Annotated in this window: 13 protein-coding genes and 1 pseudogene; 3 read left to right on the top strand and 11 right to left on the bottom strand. The window is 69.8% G+C overall.

The annotated features are described in order from the left end of the window. Positions 1–15 precede the first annotated feature (15 nt). The 8 genes from IPT68_RS19380 to IPT68_RS19345 form a co-directional block, all read right to left on the bottom strand. On the bottom strand, positions 16–204 hold the full coding sequence (locus tag IPT68_RS19380; protein WP_189695828.1) for a hypothetical protein: 189 nt from the start codon (positions 202–204) through the stop codon (positions 16–18). Between the two features lie 309 nt (positions 205–513). Beyond that, complete coding sequence (locus IPT68_RS19375; protein ID WP_189695829.1) at positions 514–735, bottom strand: hypothetical protein; 222 nt, start codon at positions 733–735, stop codon at positions 514–516. Positions 736–1,601: 866 nt separating this feature from the next. Further along, positions 1,602–1,952 (bottom strand): MerR family transcriptional regulator, encoded by a 351-nt coding sequence (locus IPT68_RS19370; RefSeq protein WP_189695830.1) that lies wholly within the window; start codon positions 1,950–1,952, stop codon positions 1,602–1,604. 748 nt (positions 1,953–2,700) lie between these two features. Next, entirely contained in the window at positions 2,701–3,129 is a 429-nt protein-coding gene (locus IPT68_RS34170) for a hypothetical protein (RefSeq protein WP_228039767.1), read from the bottom strand. A gap of 215 nt (positions 3,130–3,344) precedes the next feature. Continuing rightward, positions 3,345–4,394 (bottom strand): ABC transporter substrate-binding protein, encoded by a 1,050-nt coding sequence (locus IPT68_RS19360; RefSeq protein ID WP_189695831.1) that lies wholly within the window; start codon positions 4,392–4,394, stop codon positions 3,345–3,347. A gap of 89 nt (positions 4,395–4,483) precedes the next feature. Further along, entirely contained in the window at positions 4,484–5,332 is an 849-nt protein-coding gene (locus IPT68_RS19355; protein WP_189695832.1) for an ABC transporter ATP-binding protein, read from the bottom strand. Beyond that, positions 5,329–6,390 carry a FecCD family ABC transporter permease gene (locus IPT68_RS19350; protein ID WP_189695833.1) on the bottom strand — a complete coding sequence of 354 codons (1,062 nt, stop codon included), beginning with the start codon at positions 6,388–6,390 and terminating at the stop codon, positions 5,329–5,331. The genes IPT68_RS19355 and IPT68_RS19350 overlap by 4 nt, the downstream gene beginning before the upstream one ends. After that, positions 6,387–7,358, bottom strand: coding sequence for a FecCD family ABC transporter permease (locus tag IPT68_RS19345; protein WP_373300474.1), 972 nt, complete (start codon positions 7,356–7,358; stop codon positions 6,387–6,389). Before IPT68_RS19345 ends, IPT68_RS19350 begins: the two co-directional genes overlap by 4 nt. Before the next feature lie 326 nt (positions 7,359–7,684). Here IPT68_RS19345 and IPT68_RS19340 point away from each other — a divergent pair, with 326 nt between their 5' ends. Continuing rightward, positions 7,685–8,998 carry an FG-GAP-like repeat-containing protein gene (locus IPT68_RS19340; RefSeq protein ID WP_228039766.1) on the top strand — a complete coding sequence of 438 codons (1,314 nt, stop codon included), beginning with the start codon at positions 7,685–7,687 and terminating at the stop codon, positions 8,996–8,998. Between the two features lie 129 nt (positions 8,999–9,127). On the opposite strand, the pseudogene IPT68_RS34840 reads toward IPT68_RS19340, so the two are convergent. Beyond that, a pseudogene (locus tag IPT68_RS34840) lies at positions 9,128–9,220 on the bottom strand (type II toxin-antitoxin system VapB family antitoxin); the annotation flags it as partial. Between the two features lie 238 nt (positions 9,221–9,458). Between IPT68_RS34840 and IPT68_RS19335 the strand changes: the two are divergent. Continuing rightward, positions 9,459–12,536, top strand: a complete 3,078-nt coding sequence (locus IPT68_RS19335; protein ID WP_189695835.1) for an FG-GAP-like repeat-containing protein — start codon at positions 9,459–9,461, stop codon at positions 12,534–12,536. 1,015 nt (positions 12,537–13,551) lie between these two features. After that, a complete protein-coding gene (locus IPT68_RS19330; protein WP_189695836.1) occupies positions 13,552–14,928 on the top strand; it encodes a phosphatase PAP2 family protein in 1,377 nt (458 codons plus the stop codon). 412 nt (positions 14,929–15,340) lie between these two features. Here IPT68_RS19330 and IPT68_RS19325 read toward each other — a convergent pair whose 3' ends face one another. Both IPT68_RS19325 and IPT68_RS19320 read right to left on the bottom strand, forming a co-directional pair. Further along, positions 15,341–17,332 (bottom strand): FHA domain-containing protein, encoded by a 1,992-nt coding sequence (locus IPT68_RS19325; protein ID WP_189695837.1) that lies wholly within the window; start codon positions 17,330–17,332, stop codon positions 15,341–15,343. Between the two features lie 53 nt (positions 17,333–17,385). Next, positions 17,386–19,008 (bottom strand): serine/threonine-protein kinase, encoded by a 1,623-nt coding sequence (locus tag IPT68_RS19320; protein ID WP_189696178.1) that lies wholly within the window; start codon positions 19,006–19,008, stop codon positions 17,386–17,388. Between the last annotated feature and the right edge of the window lie 60 nt (positions 19,009–19,068).

Here is a 19,068-nt window from a genome sequence, read left to right as displayed (position 1 = left end):
ATCAACGCGCCGCGCCTACCGCTTCCGCGCTCGGTGACGGCGCATCAGCGCGGTGATGCACGCCGGGTCCGCCGGGCCGTTGAGCTCGGCCAGGAGATCGTCGGGGCACAACTCGTAGAAGTCGCCGCACCATCGGCGTGCGCGGTTGTCCCAGATCCGGTATCCGCCCGGCACGCCACGGGCCACGTGGCGCCTTCTGCTCACCGGGAGGTGTTCACCGGCGGCTCACACGGTTGCGGCCGCCCCGGGTCACGCCGTGCCCATGCCCGCGGCGGCTTCCTGGGCGTCCTCGAACGCGGAGGTCTCGTCCACCCCGAAGTCCGGGGCCTGGAAGGGGTTGGTCGCCGGAGGCGGCGATGCCGCGGCGGGGCTGCGGGGTGCCCCTTCCAGAGCGGAGAACAGCGAGGTCGGATCGATGAGAGGTCTTCCTTTCGTGCCAGGCCCCGCGAAGGGCCCGGGACGCCGTGCCCGGGCAACCGGGTGCGGCGGCTCACAGCTTTGGGTGCGGCGGTCTTACAGCTTGGTCATCTTGGCGTACGGGCTCAGGATCCGCCTCTGCGACGAGCCGAAATCCACGAGCGCCGCGATCCCGTCCTCGATGCTGATGACCCGGCCGAGGCCGTACATGTCGTGTGTGACCTGGTCGCCCACGGCGAAGTGCTTGGGTGCCGGCGCGACCGGGGCCTTGAAGGGGCTGGTGGGCAGATGACGCTTCGGAGCAGCAGGCTTTGTCATTGCCCCCAGTATGCGCCTGCGGGCATCCGGTTCCCAGCGGTCTGCCGCACACCGGCTGTTCGGCACGGACCCGGCCGGCACCGTCCGCTTCGGGCGAGGGCCGGGGCCTCGCACCGGTGACCTGCGGCTTCGGTGCCCGGTGCGAGCGGCGGGACACGACGGCAGGCCCCCTGGCCGACCGTGGCCGATCTTCGCGTTCGGAGCAGTGTGGCACGGGTCTCAGCCGACGACGGTGGGCCAGAGGACGTCCGGCAGGGGACGGGCCCGGACGAACCGTGTCGTCCGGGCCCGCGGTGCCGGCTGCGAGGGCGGGCTCAGAAGAGGCCCTTGTACCCGTGCCAGCCGGTGGCGATCTTCGTACGGCCGCCGAAGGACCCCTTGCCGTTGCCGTTGTTGCGCCACACGTTGCCGTACGTGTCCCGGGAGACGATGTCGGGTTGGTGAACAGCAGGTTCGGGGGCCGAACACTCAACGTCTGCGTCGCCGCGGTGTTCTCCGGGTGCGGTGCGGAGCCCGAGGCCCTGCGAGAGGAGGATCGACGGCAGGCACGCCCCGGCGGGCACCTGCCGGCTGGCCGGACTGCGAGTGCGGACACCGCATGGAGCACCTTCCGACCATCACCGGCGACATCCAGTGGGGCGACTGCGGTGGCGTCCACTTCTCCCATTGCCGCCAGTGCCCCGGCCTGCCGTGGGACTGGCGCCTCGACCGCCGCTGAGAGCCGGCGTCGGTAAAACGGTCTTCGGTGCCTTGAACCCCGTAGTGTGCGCTCGACGCGGGTTCGAGATCGGTTTCGCCTGTCCACGACCTCGTGGGCACATGTCGGAGTCGTACGTGCTCGCCCCGCCCGTGTCCGTGCCCCGTGGTCAGCTCGGACCGGGACGGGAACTGTCGGACGCCTCGTTCGCGGCGCGGCGGTACTCGGCGTTGATGCGCTGAGCTTCCTCCAGCTGGTCCTCGAGGATGACGATGCGGCACGCGGCCTCGATCGGGGTTCCCCTGTCCACGAGCTCGCGGGCGCGCGCGGCGATCCGCAGTTGGTAGCGGGAGTACCGGCGATGTCCGCCCTCCGAGCGCAGCGGAGTGATCAGACGAGCCTCTCCGATGGCTCGGAGGAAGCCCGGGGTGGTGCCGAGCATTTCGGCCGCCCGGCCCATCGTGTACGCGGGGTAGTCGTCGTCGTCCAGACGATCGCTGAGTGGAGTGTCTGCTGCCATGTCACCTCGTTGTGCAACGCGTCGAGGGGCCCTGGTGCCGTACGGCACCAGGGCCCCGAAGGAAATTCAACACCATCCGTCGGCCCTCATGCTGCGCCGACCTTCTGTTTCCGCTACCCGGCCCGGCGACGGGAGGGGTGCGGGGATCGCGGCTGCGTGACCGGGGACCACCATCCATTCCGGGGTCTTGCGGTACCCGGACCGAGAGCTCTCGGGCCGGGCGATCCTGATGGCGTCTGCTCCTCCGTCCTTCCTCTGAACCAACCATGTGGTGAGCGGGTATTGCGGTACTGCTCGGGTACTGCTCGGTGATGCTGTGGCAGCCCCTCGACCTGCGGGCCGCCCAGTGCGACTCTCAGCACCGTCACCCGTCCTGCGAACACCTTGGCTTCGGAACTCCAGAGCCGCACTGACCAGCGAACTTCGCATACTGCTACCCGCCAGTTCGTGTCTGCCGGGCCTCACTGACCGTGTCAACGAGAAAGAGATTAACCCTGCCAGCGACCAATGTCTACTCTGGCAAAGATAGATTTTGGCGCCCACTACCCAAAGGTTTCCTGTGCCCTGCGACAACGGAGGGAGCGGCTTGTGGATGCGGGTGAGGAGCCTTCGCGCGGACGGCGAGGCGGCGATGCGACGGGTGAGGGTCCTGCCGACGCGCGTCGGCAGGACCCTCAGGGTGCTTCGTGGCCGGTGAAGCCGTGGCTGGTCATGGACTGGGCAACTTCGTCGCTGGTGACGTTTCGCGTCAGTCCTGTCGGGTGATGACCTGGCCCACTCGCTCGACCGGGTGGCGGCGGCCGACGGCCACGGACTCGCCCGTGACGAGCTCGGGCCTGACGCCCTTCGCCGAGGCCGGCGCCCTTCTCCTGGTCGGCTCGAACGGCCGAGCGCCGGGCGAGGTGAACGGTCCGTCGAGGCCGTCCCGTGGACGCAACCGGTCCGTGTACGTGGGGCTGTCGCGGAGAACGGCGAGCCGGGCCAGGCTGATCAGGACCGTGCTCAGGTCGTCCCCGTCGCACAGGACGAGGTGATCGACACGGGCACCGGCCATGAGGGACAGAGCCACCTCGACCGTCACGTCGTCACAGACCCGCGGTCCGGACGCATCCCCGCCGTCGACCACGGCCTTGGGGGAGGGAACCACCGCCTGGTGCTGGATCTGATCCGGCGTCATAGGTGTCCCTGCGCGAGAGGGGTGGGTTCGCGATCAGCGGGGCTCCAGGCGGCCGAGCCGAAGCCGGCCCGCCGCTCTGTCCTGCGGCGCGTCACAGGGGGCGGTCGTACGGGGTGGGGCGGGGAGGCCCAACCCCGGCGATCAGGGGGTGCCGCACACCGGGCACACTGTGCCGGACCGGCAGCCGGGCGTCGGCTGCCGGTCCGTCCACGCGCCTACTCGGTGAGGTGCTCCTCCAGGTCGACGAGGACCTCTTCGGCGGCCGTCACGCCGAGGCCGAGGTACCAGGTCTCGTCCGGAACGTCGTACGCGCGCCCGGCCTTGACTGCGTCGAGGTTCTTCCACAGCGGGTTGCCCTGCGCCGTCGACTGGTCCGTGGCCTTCGGGTCGCCGTAGACACCGGTGAAGATGTAGTCGGCGTCGGCCTGGTCGATGTTCTCGGCGCTGATCTCGGTGGCGAGGTCCTCGATGTCCTGGTTCTTCGGACGGGGGACCTCGAGGTCCTTGAGGATCGTGCCGATGAACGAGGCGTTCGCGTAGAGGCGGATCACACCGTCCGGCAGGTAACGCACCATCGAGACGGTCGGCTTGTCGGCGCCGAGCTTCGCCTTCAGCGCCGCCACCTTCTCGTCGTACTCCGCGAGCTGCGCCTTTGCCTCGGCGGTCTTGTCCAGGGCGGCCGCGTTGAGGAGGTAGTTCTCCTTCCACGTGAAGCCCGGGCGCAGGGAGAAGACGGTCGGTGCGATCTGCGACAGCTCGTCGTACTTGTCGGCGGCGCGCAGCTGGCTGCCGAGGATCAGGTCGGGCTTGAGTGCGGCGATGGCCTCGAGGTTGAGGTTGTTGATGGTGCCGACGTTCTTCGGGCTGCCCGCGTCCTTCTTCAGGTACGAAGGCAGCTCGGGAGAGCCCTCGGTGGGGGCGAGACCCACCGGCTTGATGCCGAGCGACACCACGTTGTCGAGCTCGCCGACGTCCAGGACGACGACGCGCTTCGGCTGGGCCTTGATCTCGGTCTCGCCCATGGCGTGCTCGACGGTCCGCGGCCACTCACCCGCCTTGGCGTCGGTGCCCATCGCCGCGGTCTGCTCCGCCGCCTTCGAGAAGTCCTCGCCACCCTGGGCGACCGCCTTCTTGTCTTTGGCTCCGGCGGAGCCACCCGCGGACTTCTCCTCCCCGCTTCCGGAGGAACCGCCACAGGCCGTCAGCGAGAGCGCGGCGGCGAGGGCGAGGGCTGCGGCGGCGGTACCGCGGCGACTGGCAGACATGGGAAGACTCCCGTCGTACGAATAACTTAGGTGAGGCTAACTTTATGAGATGCCTGTGCGTCCGGAGCATCCGGAACATGTGGCTCCGATCACGTCGCCGGAGTGGTCCCAGCGGTCTGCCCGGGTACGGCCCTCTCGGCCGGGGCCGCCCCGCGCGGCGGCCCCGGCACCACGAGCGGATCGCCCGTCACCGGATCCGGTACGACGACCGACGCCAGCCCGAAGACCTCCTCCACCAGCTCCGCGGTGACGACGTCGGCCGGCGCGCCCTGCGCCACGATCCGTCCCGCCTTCATGGCGACGATGTGGTCGGCGTAGCGAGCCGCCTGGTTGAGGTCGTGCAGCACGGCGACCACGGTCCGGCCCCGCTCCCGGTTCAACTGCCGAACCAGGTCCAGGACTTCCACCTGGTGGGCGATGTCGAGATAGGTCGTCGGTTCATCGAGCAGCAGGACGTCGGTTTCCTGGGCGAGGGCCATCGCGATCCATACGCGCTGGCGCTGGCCGCCCGAGAGCTCGTCGACCGGCCGATCGGCGAGTTCGGCGGTCCCGGTGCGCTCCATCGCCCGGGCGACGGCCGTCTCGTCCGCATCCGACCACTGCTGCCACCACTTCTGGTGCGGCTGCCGGCCGCGCGAGACCAGCTCGGCGACCGTGATGCCCTCCGGTGGCACGGGCGTCTGCGGCAGCAGGCCGACGGCCTGGGCGATCCGCCGGGTGGGGATGCGGGACAGCTCGGTGCCGTCGAGCAGCACCGCGCCGCGCTGTGGCTTGAGCAGTCGGCCCAGGGCACGCAACAGGGTTGATTTCCCACAGGCGTTGGGCCCGACGATGACGGTGACGTTCCCGTCCGGGACCTTGAGGTCCAGGCCGTCGACGACCGTGCGGTCCTCGTAGGCGAGGGTGAGCCCCTGGGCGGTGAGGCGGTTGCCGGTCACGCGGTTCCTCCGGAACGGCTGCTACGGGAGCTGACGATCAGCCACATCAGATACGGGGCGCCCACCAGCGCGGTGAACACGCCGACCGGCAGCTCGGTCGGCGAGAAGAGCCGACGGGCCAGCAGGTCGGCGACGGTCACGATCAGCGCGCCCATGAGCGCCGAGCACAGCAGTGGGATGTGCGGGGTGCGGGTGAGCCGACGGGCGATCTGCGGGGCGAGCAGCGCCACGAAGTCCACCGGTCCGGCGGCCGCGGTGGCCATGGACGCCGACACCACGCCGAGCGCACCGAGCCCCAGCCGGTCCCGGTCGAGCCGGGTGCCGAGGGCGGTGGCGGTGTCGTTGTCGAAGGCCACGCCGCGTTGGGCGCGGGCCGCCCACAGCAGGAACGGCACGAGCAGCAGGAGCACGGTCGCGAGCGGTGCGGCCTGGTCGTAGCCCCGGCCGTTGAGGGAGCCGGTGAGCCAGACCTTGGCCTGCTGGGCGACCAGGTAGTCGCCCTTGGTCACGAACAGCCGCGTCAGGGAGCCGAGGGCCACCGAGATGCCGATGCCGACGAGCACGAACCGGGCGGCGTGCAGGCCGCGCCGCCAGGCGAGCAGATAGACGAGCAGCGCCGCCGCGAGCCCGCCGCCGACGGAGACGTAAGGGAGTACGGCGTACGAGGTGATGCCGAACGTCATCGCCGCGACCGTCGCCGCGCCCGCTCCGTGCGTCACGCCGATGACGTCGGGGCTGGCCAGCGGATTGCGGGCGACGGTCTGGATCAGCGCGCCGGAGACCCCGAACGCGGCACCCACCAGCAGCCCGGTCACCAGACGCGGCAACCTGAGCGTGCCGACGACCAGTTCGTCGGGACTGGGCAGACCCAGCAGCACGCGGACGACCTCACCCGGCGCGACGAACGACTCCCCGATGCACAGGGACGCCACGACGGTGGCAGCGAGCAGGGCGGTGAGGACGACGGCGACGAGCAGGCTCCTGCGGTGGAGCAGGAAGCTGCTTCTCCTGGCGCGCAGGACGGTATGCCCCGGCGGACGGAGCATGGTCCGGGTCATGCCGCCACCACCTTCCTCCGCCGCACCAGCACCACCAGGAACGGCACCCCGGCCAACGCGGTCATCACGGCCACGGGCACCTCCGCCGGCCGTACGACGACCCGCCCGAGGACGTCCGCGAGGAGCAGCATCACCGGTCCCAGCACGGCGGCCATGGGCAGCAGCCAGCGGTGCCCGGGGCCGACGAGGGCCCGGGCGATGTGCGGGACGGCGAGGCCGGTGAAGGCGATCGGACCCGCGGCGGCAACCGCGACGCCGGTGAGCACGGTCGCGCCGAGGGCGCCGGTCGCGCGCAGCAGCGCCACGTTGCGGCCCAGCCCCCGCGCGATGTCCTCGCCGAGCGCGAGCGCGTCCAGCCCTCGGGCCATGGCCAGCACCAGCAGCAGCCCCGCGACCAGGAAGGGCCAGGTCTGCCCGACGATCGAGGCGTCCCGGCCGGCGATCGAGCCGACGTCCCAGAACCGGAACTCGTCCAGGGCGCGGGCGTCGGTGGTGAGGATGCCGGCGACGACGGAGGCGAGGAAGGCGTTCATGGCGGCGCCGGCGAGCGCGAGCTTGACCGGCGAGGCGCCCCCGCGTCCGCTGCCGGCGACGACGTAGATGCACACCGCCGCGACGGCCGCGCCCCCGAAGGCGTACCAGACGTATCCGTTCAGCGTGTGCACCCCGAAGAAGGCGATGGCGCAGACGACGCCGAGTGAGGCACCTTGGCTGATGCCGAGGATGCCGGGCTCGGCGATGGGGTTGCGGGTGATGCCCTGAAGAACCGTTCCGGCAACGCCGAGGGCGACCCCGACCAGCACACCGACGACCGTCCGCGGCACCCGCAGCGCCCGTACGACCTGGGCGTCGTCGCTCGTGCCGCCGTGCAGCAGTGCGTCCCAGACCGCCGAGGGGGCCATCGTGCGGCTGCCGACCGCGAGGCTCAGCACCACGGCCAGCAACAAGAGAAGAAGGGTGACGGCCATCCATCCGACCCGTCGGCTCGCGACTCTGGACATTCGCCCTTCCCGTTTCCATTAGCTAAGGCTTCCCTAAGCGTACGTGGTGAGGGGAGCGCGTCCTCGGCCGACTCCGCGGCCGACCGCGTGCGGCGACCGTGTCGCGATCCGGATCAGGTTGTCGCAGGTCTCGGCGAAGACGGCGGTGGTGACGGGGCCCATCGAGTGCGCCGTACACCACGGACGTCACCCCGAGCATCCTGGTCGTCGGGCTGCCGGAGACGGCCTCGCAGACCACCTACAAGGCACAACTCGTCTGTACGTCCTCGCTGTGCGGGACCGAGCAGGTCAGCGTGGGCACGGTCACCCCGACCAGCGGCGTCAGCGGCACCACGGCCACGGTGACCGTGACGGGCACCGCTCTGCACGAGGACGACAAGGTACGGATCAGCCTGTCCGGCAGGACGCTCGAGTCCACCACCACCTCGGTGGCCGCCGACCGGAAGTCCCTGACGGCCGTTCTGGACCTGACGGGACTCGCCCCGGGCGAGTGGTATCTCAGCGTCATCACCCACAACGGCTGGCAACACCTGCGTGGCACCTTCACCGTCACCCCGGCCCCACTGAAGAACACCGCCGCCCCGACCGTCACCGGCACCGCCCTGGTCGGCTCCCGGCTCACCGCCAAGCCCGGATCCTGGACGCCGACCCCGGACTCGTACACCTACCAGTGGAAAGCCGACGGCCAGGTGATCTCGGGGGCCACCGCCTCCACGTACCTGGTGCCCGCCGCGCTGCGCGGCAAGAAGCTGACCGTGGCCGTGACCGCCCGCAAGAGCGGCTGGCAGAGCACGACGGCCGAGTCCTCCGCACGCGTCATCGCGGCGGCGCCCAGAGACCACGCAGGCGCCGGTTCGGTGCCGGACGGCGTCGGGGATCTGCTGACGCTGAACTCCACCGGCACGCTCTCCTTCCAGCACGGTTCCGGTACGGGGGTCTTCTCGGGCAGGACCAGCGGCTCGGGCTGGTCGACGTCCATCAAGGCGGTGCCGTTCGGGGACGTGAACGGCGACCGGTGCAACGACGTGCTGGTGCGGATGGCCGACGGCTCCCTGCGGGCGTACCGGCCGGGCTGCGGGAAGGCGGTCACGCCGTCGACGCCGTACGTGTCTCTGGGCACCGGCTGGAACCAGTACAACGTGCTGACCTCGCCGGGGGACATCACCGGTGACGGACGGGCGGACCTGATCACCCGTAACTCCTCCACCGGCGCGGTGTACCTGCACAAGGGCACCAGCGACGGGAAGCTGGCGGCGCGCGTGAAGCTGTACGACAACTGGAAGGGCTACAAGAAGATCGTCGGGGTCGGCGATCTGAACGGCGACGGCCACGGGGATCTGCTCGCGCAGGACGCCTCGAACGAGCTGTGGCGCTACAACGGCACGGCGACGGGGAAGTTCGTGGCCCGGGTGAAGGTGTACGACAACTGGGGTACGGCGTACAACGTCGTCGTCGGCGTCGGGGACATCACCCGTGACGGGAAGGCGGACCTCGTCTCCCGGGACACCTCCGGCAACCTGTGGCGCAGCAGCGGCAACGGCAGGGGCTCGTTCTCCGCCCGGGTGAAGATCGCCACCGGATGGCAGGGCTACAAGGCGCTCTTCTGATCCGGCGTCGTGAGAGTACGAGGCAGGCCCCGACCGCGAAAGGTTCGGGGCCTGCCTCGTACTCGGAGCTTGCTCTTCGTCGGCGAGAAGGGCGCACCGGACACACGCTCTCAACCCGCTCGGGCGCCGCCCCTCCCCTGCCGATGCCCGCAGCCGGGTCAGCGCCAGGGCCCGCGGCCGGTTCTCCGGCACCTCGCGCAGGGCAGTGTTCACGGTCTGCTGTGAACGCGCCTGCACCCGGGAGCAATTGAGCCACGATCCCGCGTGGTGGCCGAACTGCGGGCCACTCCGCGATCTCCTTCCCCGACGCCCAAATGGGCCTGGGCCTGCTGCTACTCTCGTGCCGCTGTGCGGGGGCAGTTGGGGAGCCGGTCATTTTCGCGGCACCGTCGACGCGTGCCTGATAGGCCGTCGGCCGTCCCGTCGCGCACCGTTCTGCTGAGAAGCCCAGGAGGCGACGATGGCCCGTCGTACCACCGCCCGCGGCGTCGTCGCCGCGCTGGCATTCCTCACCGTGACCGCCGGTCCCGGCCCGCTCGCCGTCACAGCCGACGCGGACAACGGTGTCGCGAGCACCGCCCTCACGGCGGAGAAGGTCTTCCAGGCGGACCGCTACATACCGCGCGGGGACCGGATCCACAGTGCCGGCCCCCGTGGCTACCTGCATGCCCAGGAGGGGCGTTCCGGCTACCTGTGGACGTCGTACGACACCGGTACGACGACCGAACTGGGCGACCTGGCCCGACTCGAGGTCCCCGCCTACCTGGGATCGTCGTCCGATGTCGTGGCCGATGTCATCTCCCCCACCCAGAAGGTCGTCCTCAGAGACCTGTCCGCCGGCACCACCACGGACGTCGCCATCACCCACGGCGCGTACGCGGCCACCTTCGGCACCCATGTGCTGACCCAGGCCCGGGACGCCGACGGCAACCGCGTGCTGTGGCTGTACGGCGACGGCGCGCGCGCCGACGGCACCCTCGTCGACGGCTGGCCGAGCGGAATCACGGCCGACTTCAGGGTTCTGGGCGGCGACAGCGGCACCGCCGTGATCGGCTACGCGCTGGGAAACGGCGAGCGACACCTGGCGCTGGTCGACCTGGCCACCGCGAGGGTCACCGGCGATGTGGCCGTACCTGTCGCCCCGACGGGCGTCGCGCTGAGCACCGACCGGCTGGTCTGGTGGTCCGACCTCAAGACGGCGCACGTCCTGGACCGCGCCGACCTCTCCGCCGCCGGGACGACGGTGACGCTGCCCGGCACGGAGGGCACCCCGTCCGTGGGCATCGCCGGGCGCTGGCTGGTGGTGGCCCGTTCCGTGCCGTCGGACCCGTACAACCTGGCCGACATGTCCGGCCAGCGGCTCATGGCCGTCCCCCTCACGGGCGGTGGCCCGCTCACCCTGCTCCGGCACGCGAACAGTTCCCTCGTCTCGGCACCGGACGGCAGTCTGCTGGCCGTCGGCGGCACCGACGCCGGGCACTGGGCGGTACGCAGGGTCACCGACACCGGGGCGGACACTCCGACGCTGACGGAGCTGACCGCTGTACCGCCGGTGGCAGCGAAGATCGACCGACTGTCGCTGCAGAACGGCACCCTGGCCACCCAAGAGGCCGACAGCAGCTTCATGGCCGCCTACTACACCCGGCGGATCGCCGCCGACGGAACGCCGAGCGCGCCGACCCAGCGGAGGTGGTACTGGGACGGCTTGCGGGTGGGCCCGTACGCCACCGGGGACGGCCGTGCGGTGACGTTCACCGCCACACCCGACCCCGTCGGCTCGTACGTCCAGTCCCTCGACGAGAACGACGAGGCCGGTTTCTTCTACCTGCCCTCGGCCTCCGGAACCGTCCTCGACGTCACCGGCCGCTACGCGATCGTCAACGGTTCCTCCCCTGCCAAGCAGTACGTCGGCGACCTCGGCGTCCACAGAGACCTGCGGCCCGTCGTCACCCGCTCCGTCACGGCCGCCTCCGTCTGGGGGACCAGCCTGTGGACACCGGGTTCCGGCACCGGTGTCGTCACCGCGAAGGACCTGAAGACCGGCAACGTCACCGACACCGTCAGCACCGGCGCCCCGTGCGTCCCCAAGGAGCTTCAGGTGGTGGGTCGCTGGATCTACTGGTCCTGCGGCCCGACCGCGACGGCCGGCGTCTGGGACCGTACGGCCAAGACGAACATCCCCGTTCCGTCCGGCCAGGCGCTGCTCGGTGACGGCTACCTCGTCCGGCACGACACCTCGGCCGGAGCGCTCCTCCTCACCGCCTTCTCCGACGGCACCGCGACCACCCGCACGATCGGCGACCTCGCGGCAGGCAGCTCCAGCCTGCGCGGGGTGACCTGGACCGTGGACAAGTTCGGCGGTCCCGCGGCCTATGTGGACGCGGACGAGCGGATCCACCTCGTCCCGAGCGGGGTCGCCGCCCAGCGGCTCTCCGTCGTCGAGTCCGAGGCGACCGACAACGCGTGGGAGAGCAGCGCGGCCGGCAACCCGTGGTGGCAGTGGCGCGGACTGCTCTCCAAGCCCGCCGCCTCCTGGACGGCCACTCTCACCAGCAAGGCCACCGGCGCCGTCGTCCGTACGTACTCCGGCGGCGAGGTGGACGGCACCCTGACCGCACGGTGGGACACGCGCGACAGCAAGGGCGCACTCGTACCCAACGGCACGTACGCCTTCAAACTGACGGCTCGGCCCGCCGACGGTTCAGGACCGGCGCTGACGGTGTCGCAGACGGTGAGGGTGTCCACCGGAGCCGCCGTACGCCATGACTTCATCAACAGCGCCACCTGGGCGCCCGACGGGATCGGCGACGCGCTGACCCTCACCTCGTCCGGCGTCATCAGCTACCGGCCGGGCAACGGGACGGGCGCTTTCGGCAAGAGCATCTCGGCCTCGGGCTGGCCCTCCTCCGTGACACTCGTCCCGTTCGGCGACGTCAACGGCGACCGCCGCAGCGACATCCTCGTCCGGTTCAGCAGCGGCGAACTGCGGGCGTACCGGACCATGCGCGGGCAGGCCTTCCTCACGAGCACTCCGCGCACCTCGCTGGGCACCGGCTGGAACCAGTACAACGTGCTGACCTCACCCGGGGACATCACGGGTGACGGGCGTCCCGATCTGATCGCACGCAAGGCGTCGACGGGAGAGTTGTTCCTCTACAAGGGCACGAGCACGGGGAAGCTGTCTGCACGGGTCCGGATCGCGGCGAACTGGTCGGGCTACAAGAAGATCGTGGGTGTCGGGGACTTCAACGGTGACGGCCGCGGTGACCTCCTGGCCCAGGACCGCTCCAACGCTCTCTGGCGCTACGACGGCAACGGCTCCGGCAGCTTCAAGTCCCGCGTGAAGCTGGCCTCCGGCTGGGGCTCGTCGTACAACGTCGTCGTGGGCGTCGGCGACATCACCGGCGACGGCAAGGCGGACATCGTCTCCCGCGACACCTCCGGCAACCTGTGGCGCAACAACGGGAACGGCTCGGGGTCGTTCGGACCCCGCACGAAGATCGGCTCGGGGTGGCAGGCGTACAAGGGCGTGTTCTGACGTCCCCGCCCGCGACGGCGGCGGAGCGCCCGCGGGCCCGGCGGGTCTTCGATCCGGCGCGGCCGGGCTGCTGAGGCGCCAGGGACGTCGTCGACCCGGACGATCACACCCTGTCCGCCCGCTCAGGCATCCTCTTGCCGCTCGTCGTCGGAGTGATGGTGAGGAACGTTGCCTGACGCGGCACTAGACTAGGTCGCCGCGAGCCTCGACGCCATGGTCAGGAAGGCTCGCGGCCGACGCCACGAAGCCGAAGCCCGAGGAGCGTTCTGGCACGAATCTGGCACGCGGCGACCGATCACCACGGACAACACCAGGGCCCAGGTCTCTGACCTGGGCCTTCTCCATCGAGCGGGTGACGAGAACCGAACCCGCGCTCTCAGCTCGGGAAGCGCCGCGCTTGCGCGACCACACGGCTATTGACCTGCGTAGATTCGCTGTGCTTCGCTCGGCGTGAGGCCTGGTGGCACCGCTGTCGACTGTGGTTGTCCGCCCTGAAGGGCACACCGAGGGCACGGGTGGCGTGCGGGGGCGGATCAAGGGGGCATGAGGTGTCTCGGGACGTTGGGAGACTGATCGCATGCGCGGGCGAAGCGACCGCATCGCACCTGCGCACACCTCGACCGGTCCTGCCCCGGCAGTGGGCGCCACGAGGCCGATGCTCCTTAGGGGACGGCCTTGTACTCCCTGCCGCTGCCGGCCCATAGCGGTCTTCGTACGTCCGCCGAACGAATCCCTTGACGTCACCGCTGTGGCGGGGCGGATTTCCACGGACGTGGCCCGGAACGACGCCCGATGAATTGACTGACGGCTGCCTCAGTGACCTGTGGGCGACCAACAGGGCGAAGATCAGCATCAGTCGGGCTGTCACCGGCGGAGCGGGCTGTGCGGATACGCCGACGGAACCCGGGCCGTGACCTTTCCGTCTAGCGGTGACGAGCGAACCAGCCCTGCCACGTCCAACATCGAGCAAAGCAGTCAAAAATTGAGATACATACCACCGCAGGACTTTCCACCGATGGACCCGAGAACCGCGTTCTCCGTGTGGCGCCAACCACGGGCGAGATTCTGGGCCGTAGCGGGTGTCGTGGCCCTCGGATTCCTCATTGCGCTGGAATTCGCCGCGCGTCGCTACGGCCTGCCAGGGCCGATCACCAACCAGGCACGGGAGGTGATATTCGCCCCCAAGTCGGGCGGTCTGTTGTACGCCGCTATGGCGTTGATGATGGTGGTACTCACCTGGCGGCAACGATTCATCGCGGCGGCTGCGGCGATCGGCGTCGATGTCGCGTTCCTGGCGGTCCGGTGGGCGATCGACTACAAGGTGACCGACGGCCACCCCTTCGGCAATGGCGCGTTGTGGGTGATGCTCGGCTGTGCGGTCGTCGCTGTCACTCGCCGCACCGGCCGGGAACGTGTCCTGCTGCTGAAGGGCGTCGGGCTGGGCCTGCTGCTGGTGGCCGGCCGCAAGACAGGCGACACCTGGCTGCTCATCACCTCGAAGACCCGCCCAGCGGTGCTCGACCAGTACGTGGCAACCGCCGATCATGCGCTGGGCGACCCGTCGTGGCTGGTGGGCCGGATCGTCACGGCCACCGGCCCCATCGGCTTCAATTTTCTCGACACCGTCTACGGCCAGCTCGCGGTGGCCGCGGTCATAGCCGCGCTCTACCAACTGCGCAACGTGGCGGTCGAGCGCCGCTTCCCGCGCCACCACCTGGTGCGCACCTTTCTGGTGATAGGCCTCCTCGGGCCGGCCTTCTACATGATCTACCCGGTGGTCGGACCGGTCTTCGCCTACGGCACCGGCACCGATCACTGGGCGGCGGTCAGCCTTTGGGCGGAGGACATTCCTTCCAGCGCGCGCTGGGCGGTGGCCGACCTGTGGCCGCATACGCCGCCGCCGATCACTGCGCCGCAGCACATGCCGTTCGACGAGATCACCCCAAGGAACTGCATGCCCAGTCTGCACACGGCGTGGGCAACCGCGATCTTCATCCATTCCCGCAAGGGCCCACGGATTCTGCGCTACGCAGGCACGTTCTGGCTGATCGCCACGCTCACCGCAACGCTGGGGTTCGGCTACCACTACGGCGCGGATCTCATAGCCGGCGTGGTCTTCACGCTCACGATCGAGGCAGCTCTGCGTGCACACGACCGCGGCTGGGACCGTTCCGGCATCCGACTGGTCGCTTACGGCGCGACGGTCTTCGCTGCGCTCTTGGTGTCCTACCGCCATCTACCGCTGGAGATGGCCCAGCATCCCTGGGTGTCCGGACCGCTTCTCGTGCTGGCGATGGCCTCAGTGATCTACGGCTACGTACGGACCACCGCCCTGTGGGAACCGAGCCCCGCCCCAGCCCGGCAACCGGAACCCCAACCGGAACCGATCTGAATCGCTACGGCATCAGGTTGTCGGCCGGGCACTGCCCGAGCGAGACCGGGGCGAGGGGGCGTTGGACTGCTCTGCGTCGGTGAGAAGGGTGCGGCCACGGCCGCGCATCTCCTTCGGCCGGAAGCGGTCGCGCGCGAAACACCCCATGGACGCCCCCACGCACCAGCGCGCCCGGAACCCGCCGGCAGAGACAAGACCCCCGGGCTGTTGGCGGGTTCCGGAGGTCCCGCGTACTTGGCGAGTGCGGTCTGGCCGAAGCCGCCCTGCGGAGCCCGGGTCAATGGCGTGCGCCAGGACCGGGCAGCGTTGGTTTGGCGCCACGCTGGTCCTGCGGCGTTCCATCGTCCCGCCTGGCCCCCGAACTCCCGCGTCGGGCGACGCGGGAATCAGAGGGGGCCGATGCAACCGGCCGTCAGGCCGGGTCCAGGAGCACCGAGGTACGGGGGTCGGGGAGCGGCTGGGGAGGATTCGGAGAGGTCGGGACGAAGACCGGGGCGTCCTGCTGGTAGAAGATGTCGATGTCGGCTTCCTCGCCACCGACGATCAGCGTGTCCCATGCGCCGCTCTCCTGGAGCGTCCGCAGGGTCGCGGGCGCCAATGTGGAGAGGTGGGCTCGGAGTACGTTGTCGTCGGGCAGACCCGGCATTCGGGATGCCAGTCGTTCGCGAATGCTCCGCATGCGGTCCAGAAGGATCTCCAGGTCGGCGCCCGCCGAGGTCGAGACCGAAGCTGGTGCCGCAGCCGGACCGGAAGGCTTCTGCTGTGCGGCACCGCCTGCCTCCGGCTTCGCCGTGACGTCCATGCTGGCGTCGATGATGTCCTTGATCGCCCGAGTCACGCCCCGTTCATCCGTCGTGACCATGGCATTCCAGGCACGGCTCTTGTGCCGGTACTGGAGCATCGACATGGCCGCCTCGTGTCGGATGAAGTCGGCGTCGCGCAGCGGTCGTCCGCGCCAGACCCGGCTGAGGGAGCGGGCGAGGGAGACGGCTGAGGCGAGGCCGCTGTTGAGGCCGCGTCCGGGCCAGAAGTGGATGGCGTTGGCCGCATCCCCCAGGAGGAAACCGTACGTTCCCGGGTGGTCCGCGGTCGGGCGGGTGAGCTGGGCCGTGAACCGCGGTCGCTGCACCATGTCCAGGCGGAACGAGGTGATCGCGCTGAGGTCTTCTTCGGGGACGTCGAACAGCCGCAGCCCTTCCAGGATCCGCTTCCACAGCGGTGAGCTGCGCAGTAGCGCCGGGAGGAACAGCGTGCCGTGGGTCGGGCAGGCGAATTCGTTGTCCTCGTGGCGGCTCATCAGGCACGGCCGGGCCGCGATGCACTCCTCGAAGACCTGCCGTACCGGGTCAATGCCGATGACGTTGCGGGCCTCCTCGCGGGTGAGGCGCATGTTCAAAAAGCCCTCACCGCGCAGCGAGTTGAGCAGGAACCGATTTTGTGCCACGGTCAGCAGCACGCTCATCGGGTCCGACAGGCGGGACTTGACCTTGAGGCCGAGTACGACGTCCTGGAGATGCTCGCCGTCAAGTGAGTAGATGGAGGCGTCGGCCATGCCGAAACGGTCGGCGAAGTGTTCGCGGGTGCGGGAGCGGCCGCCTTCGCTGATGACCAGGACGTGGTCGCGGGCGATGAGTTGTCCCTGCTCCGTGGGGTCGAAGCGCTTGGGTACCAGCCGGATGGCCGGTTTGCGGTTGGCCAGTTCGAGGAGCTGGTCCTCGATGTAAGCGATGCGTATGTTGCGGGGCGGTCGTCCGTCCACGGAGTCGGGTCCCAGCGGCCACATCTCGGCGAAGTGACTGCTGTCGCCGAACATCGCCGTCTGCATCTCTTGTGTCAGTGCCAGGTACTGCCGACTCTGGACGGTGACGACCTGCTGGCGGCGGACGTTGCCCTGGGCGGCGTCCTTCCAGATCACCGAGGTGCCGTCGCGGACCCACCGGCCGTCGTACACGGTGATCGCGACTCGTCCGGTCAGTGCTTCCTCCAGCAGCAGCGCGAAGGCGAGGCCGACGGGGCCACCGCCGGTCACCGTGACACGGAGCACTCCCGGGTCCACGACCGCATTGGCGCGCGGCAGGTCCATCTGGGAGAGGTCCATGACCGTCTCGACGGCTTCCTGAGTTTCGAACAGGAACGTCTCGTCGCCGATGCGTATGGTGTCGCCGGGGGTCAACTCATGTCGCTCGACGCGCTGTTCGTTGACGAAGGTGCCGTTTCTGCTACCGCGGTCGTGCAGCACGTACATGCCGTTCTCGGCGACGATCTCTGCGTGGAAGCGGGAGGCGCTGACGCTGACGATAATGACGTCGTTGTCGCTCTTGCGGCCGAACGTCAGCGGAGCCTCTCCGAGGACCACGCTCTGACCGGTGAATGGACCGGTGCGTCCCACGATGACCGACAGCACGGAAACTCCTTAGGGAGACAGATTGGTCCAATTATGACCGACATGGCGCTGTGTCACTCACCATTTGGTCGGCAAGTGATACTGAACGGCACAGAGTTGGACTTCGTGCCGAACGGCGACTTGATCTCCACGGCCATCGCGCTCTTCAAGGTTCCCTCCTGCGCCCACGTCGACAGCCGCACCGTCTCCGTCTTGCTTGTCGGATCACCCTCACGGAACGACAGAGTCCGCCACTCCCGGTCGACCACCGCACCGTTGTCGGACACCCACCGGTACGAGAACTGCACCGGCGCCCGGTCTGTCGTGAACGTCGCGGTGAACCAGGGCGCCTGACCGTCTCCGCCCGGGCAACTGCCGTCGAACGTGGTGGCCTTTCCGGTGACGGCAACCGACACCGGCTGGGACGCGCTGCCGGCGCTGGTCGTGTCGGCATCCTTGGCGGCCTTGTCGTCATCCCGACTCATGAACGTGTAGCCGAGGCCTGTGCCGGACACGACCAGGACGATCGCCGCCGCCCACACCAGATAAGCCCTACGACGCCTGCGCGAGGCAGAGGCGGACGCGGAATCGGTGTCATGGGCGATGCCGGCCGCGGCGGCCGGTGCGGCCACGCTGGGTCCGAAGGCCGCCCTGTTCGGAGGAGGCCCGAACGTGCCCAGCGGCGCGGGCGCGGCCTCGGGCACCTCTGTCGCGGCGGTCGCCGCCACGGTCTCGTCGGTCGAGGTCTCCGCCGCGGCCGTGACGGCCGCGGTGACCGCGGCCGTGATGCCGCCTGTCGCCGAAGCCGCAGTCACCGCCGAGGCGGCGGCCTGCGCCTCGGGCGCCGCGGCCAACGCCTGCGCAGCTCGGGAGAGTTCCACCATGGCCCCCTCAGGCCCCATCCGCTCCTCGGGATCCTTGCGCATGAGACCCTCGATGACCGCCGTCAGCGGCCCGGCCCGGTGCGGCGGCGGAAGCTCGTCGTCCACGACAGCGCGCAGCGTCGACAGGGCGCTCGTCCGACGGAACGGCGAACGGCCCTGTACGGCCGTGTAGAGGAGCGCCCCGAGCGACCAGAGATCGGAAGCGGTGCCCGGCGTTTGGCCCAACGCCCTCTCGGGGGCGAGGTATTCGGGTGATCCGACGACCTCACCCGTCATCGTGAGCGCGGTGCTGCCCTCCACGCTGGCTATGCCGAAGTCGGTGAGCACGACGCGGCCTTCATCGGCCAGCAGCACGTTGGCCGGCTTCACGTCGCGGTGCAGTACGCCGGCGCTGTGGGCCGCGCGCAGAGCCGCGAGCACCTCGACGCCGATGCGCGCGACCTCCCTGGGCGCCAGGGCGCCCTCGGCGGTGATGGCGTCGGCGAGGGAGCGACCGCGGACGAGTTCCATGACGATCCACGGCCGGTCGTCGAAGTTCACCACGTCGTAGACGGTCACGACTCCACGGGCGTTGACCCGTGCTGCCGCCCACGCCTCCCGCTCCAGCCGGACATGCATCTGCTTGCTGCGTTCGGCGGGCAGCTCGATGGAGGCGCGTACCTCCTTGACCGCGACGTCGCGGTGGAGCACTTGGTCGCGGGCCCGCCACACGGTGCCCATACCGCCCTCGCCGAGCACGGAGAGCAGTCGGTATCTGCCGGCGACCAGCCGTGCGTCGCCGACCTCCGATGAGGCCTCGTCCTGGTTGTGCATCAGGGTCAACTCCCTTACTCCGCCACCTGCCGGGCTCAGTATCCTGAATAGGACGGTGAT

The sequence above is a fragment of the Streptomyces chromofuscus genome, from assembly GCF_015160875.1.
Taxonomy (GTDB): domain Bacteria; phylum Actinomycetota; class Actinomycetes; order Streptomycetales; family Streptomycetaceae; genus Streptomyces; species Streptomyces chromofuscus.
Note: the sequence above shows the minus strand (reverse complement) of the source record. Positions and strands in the feature narration are given on the sequence as shown.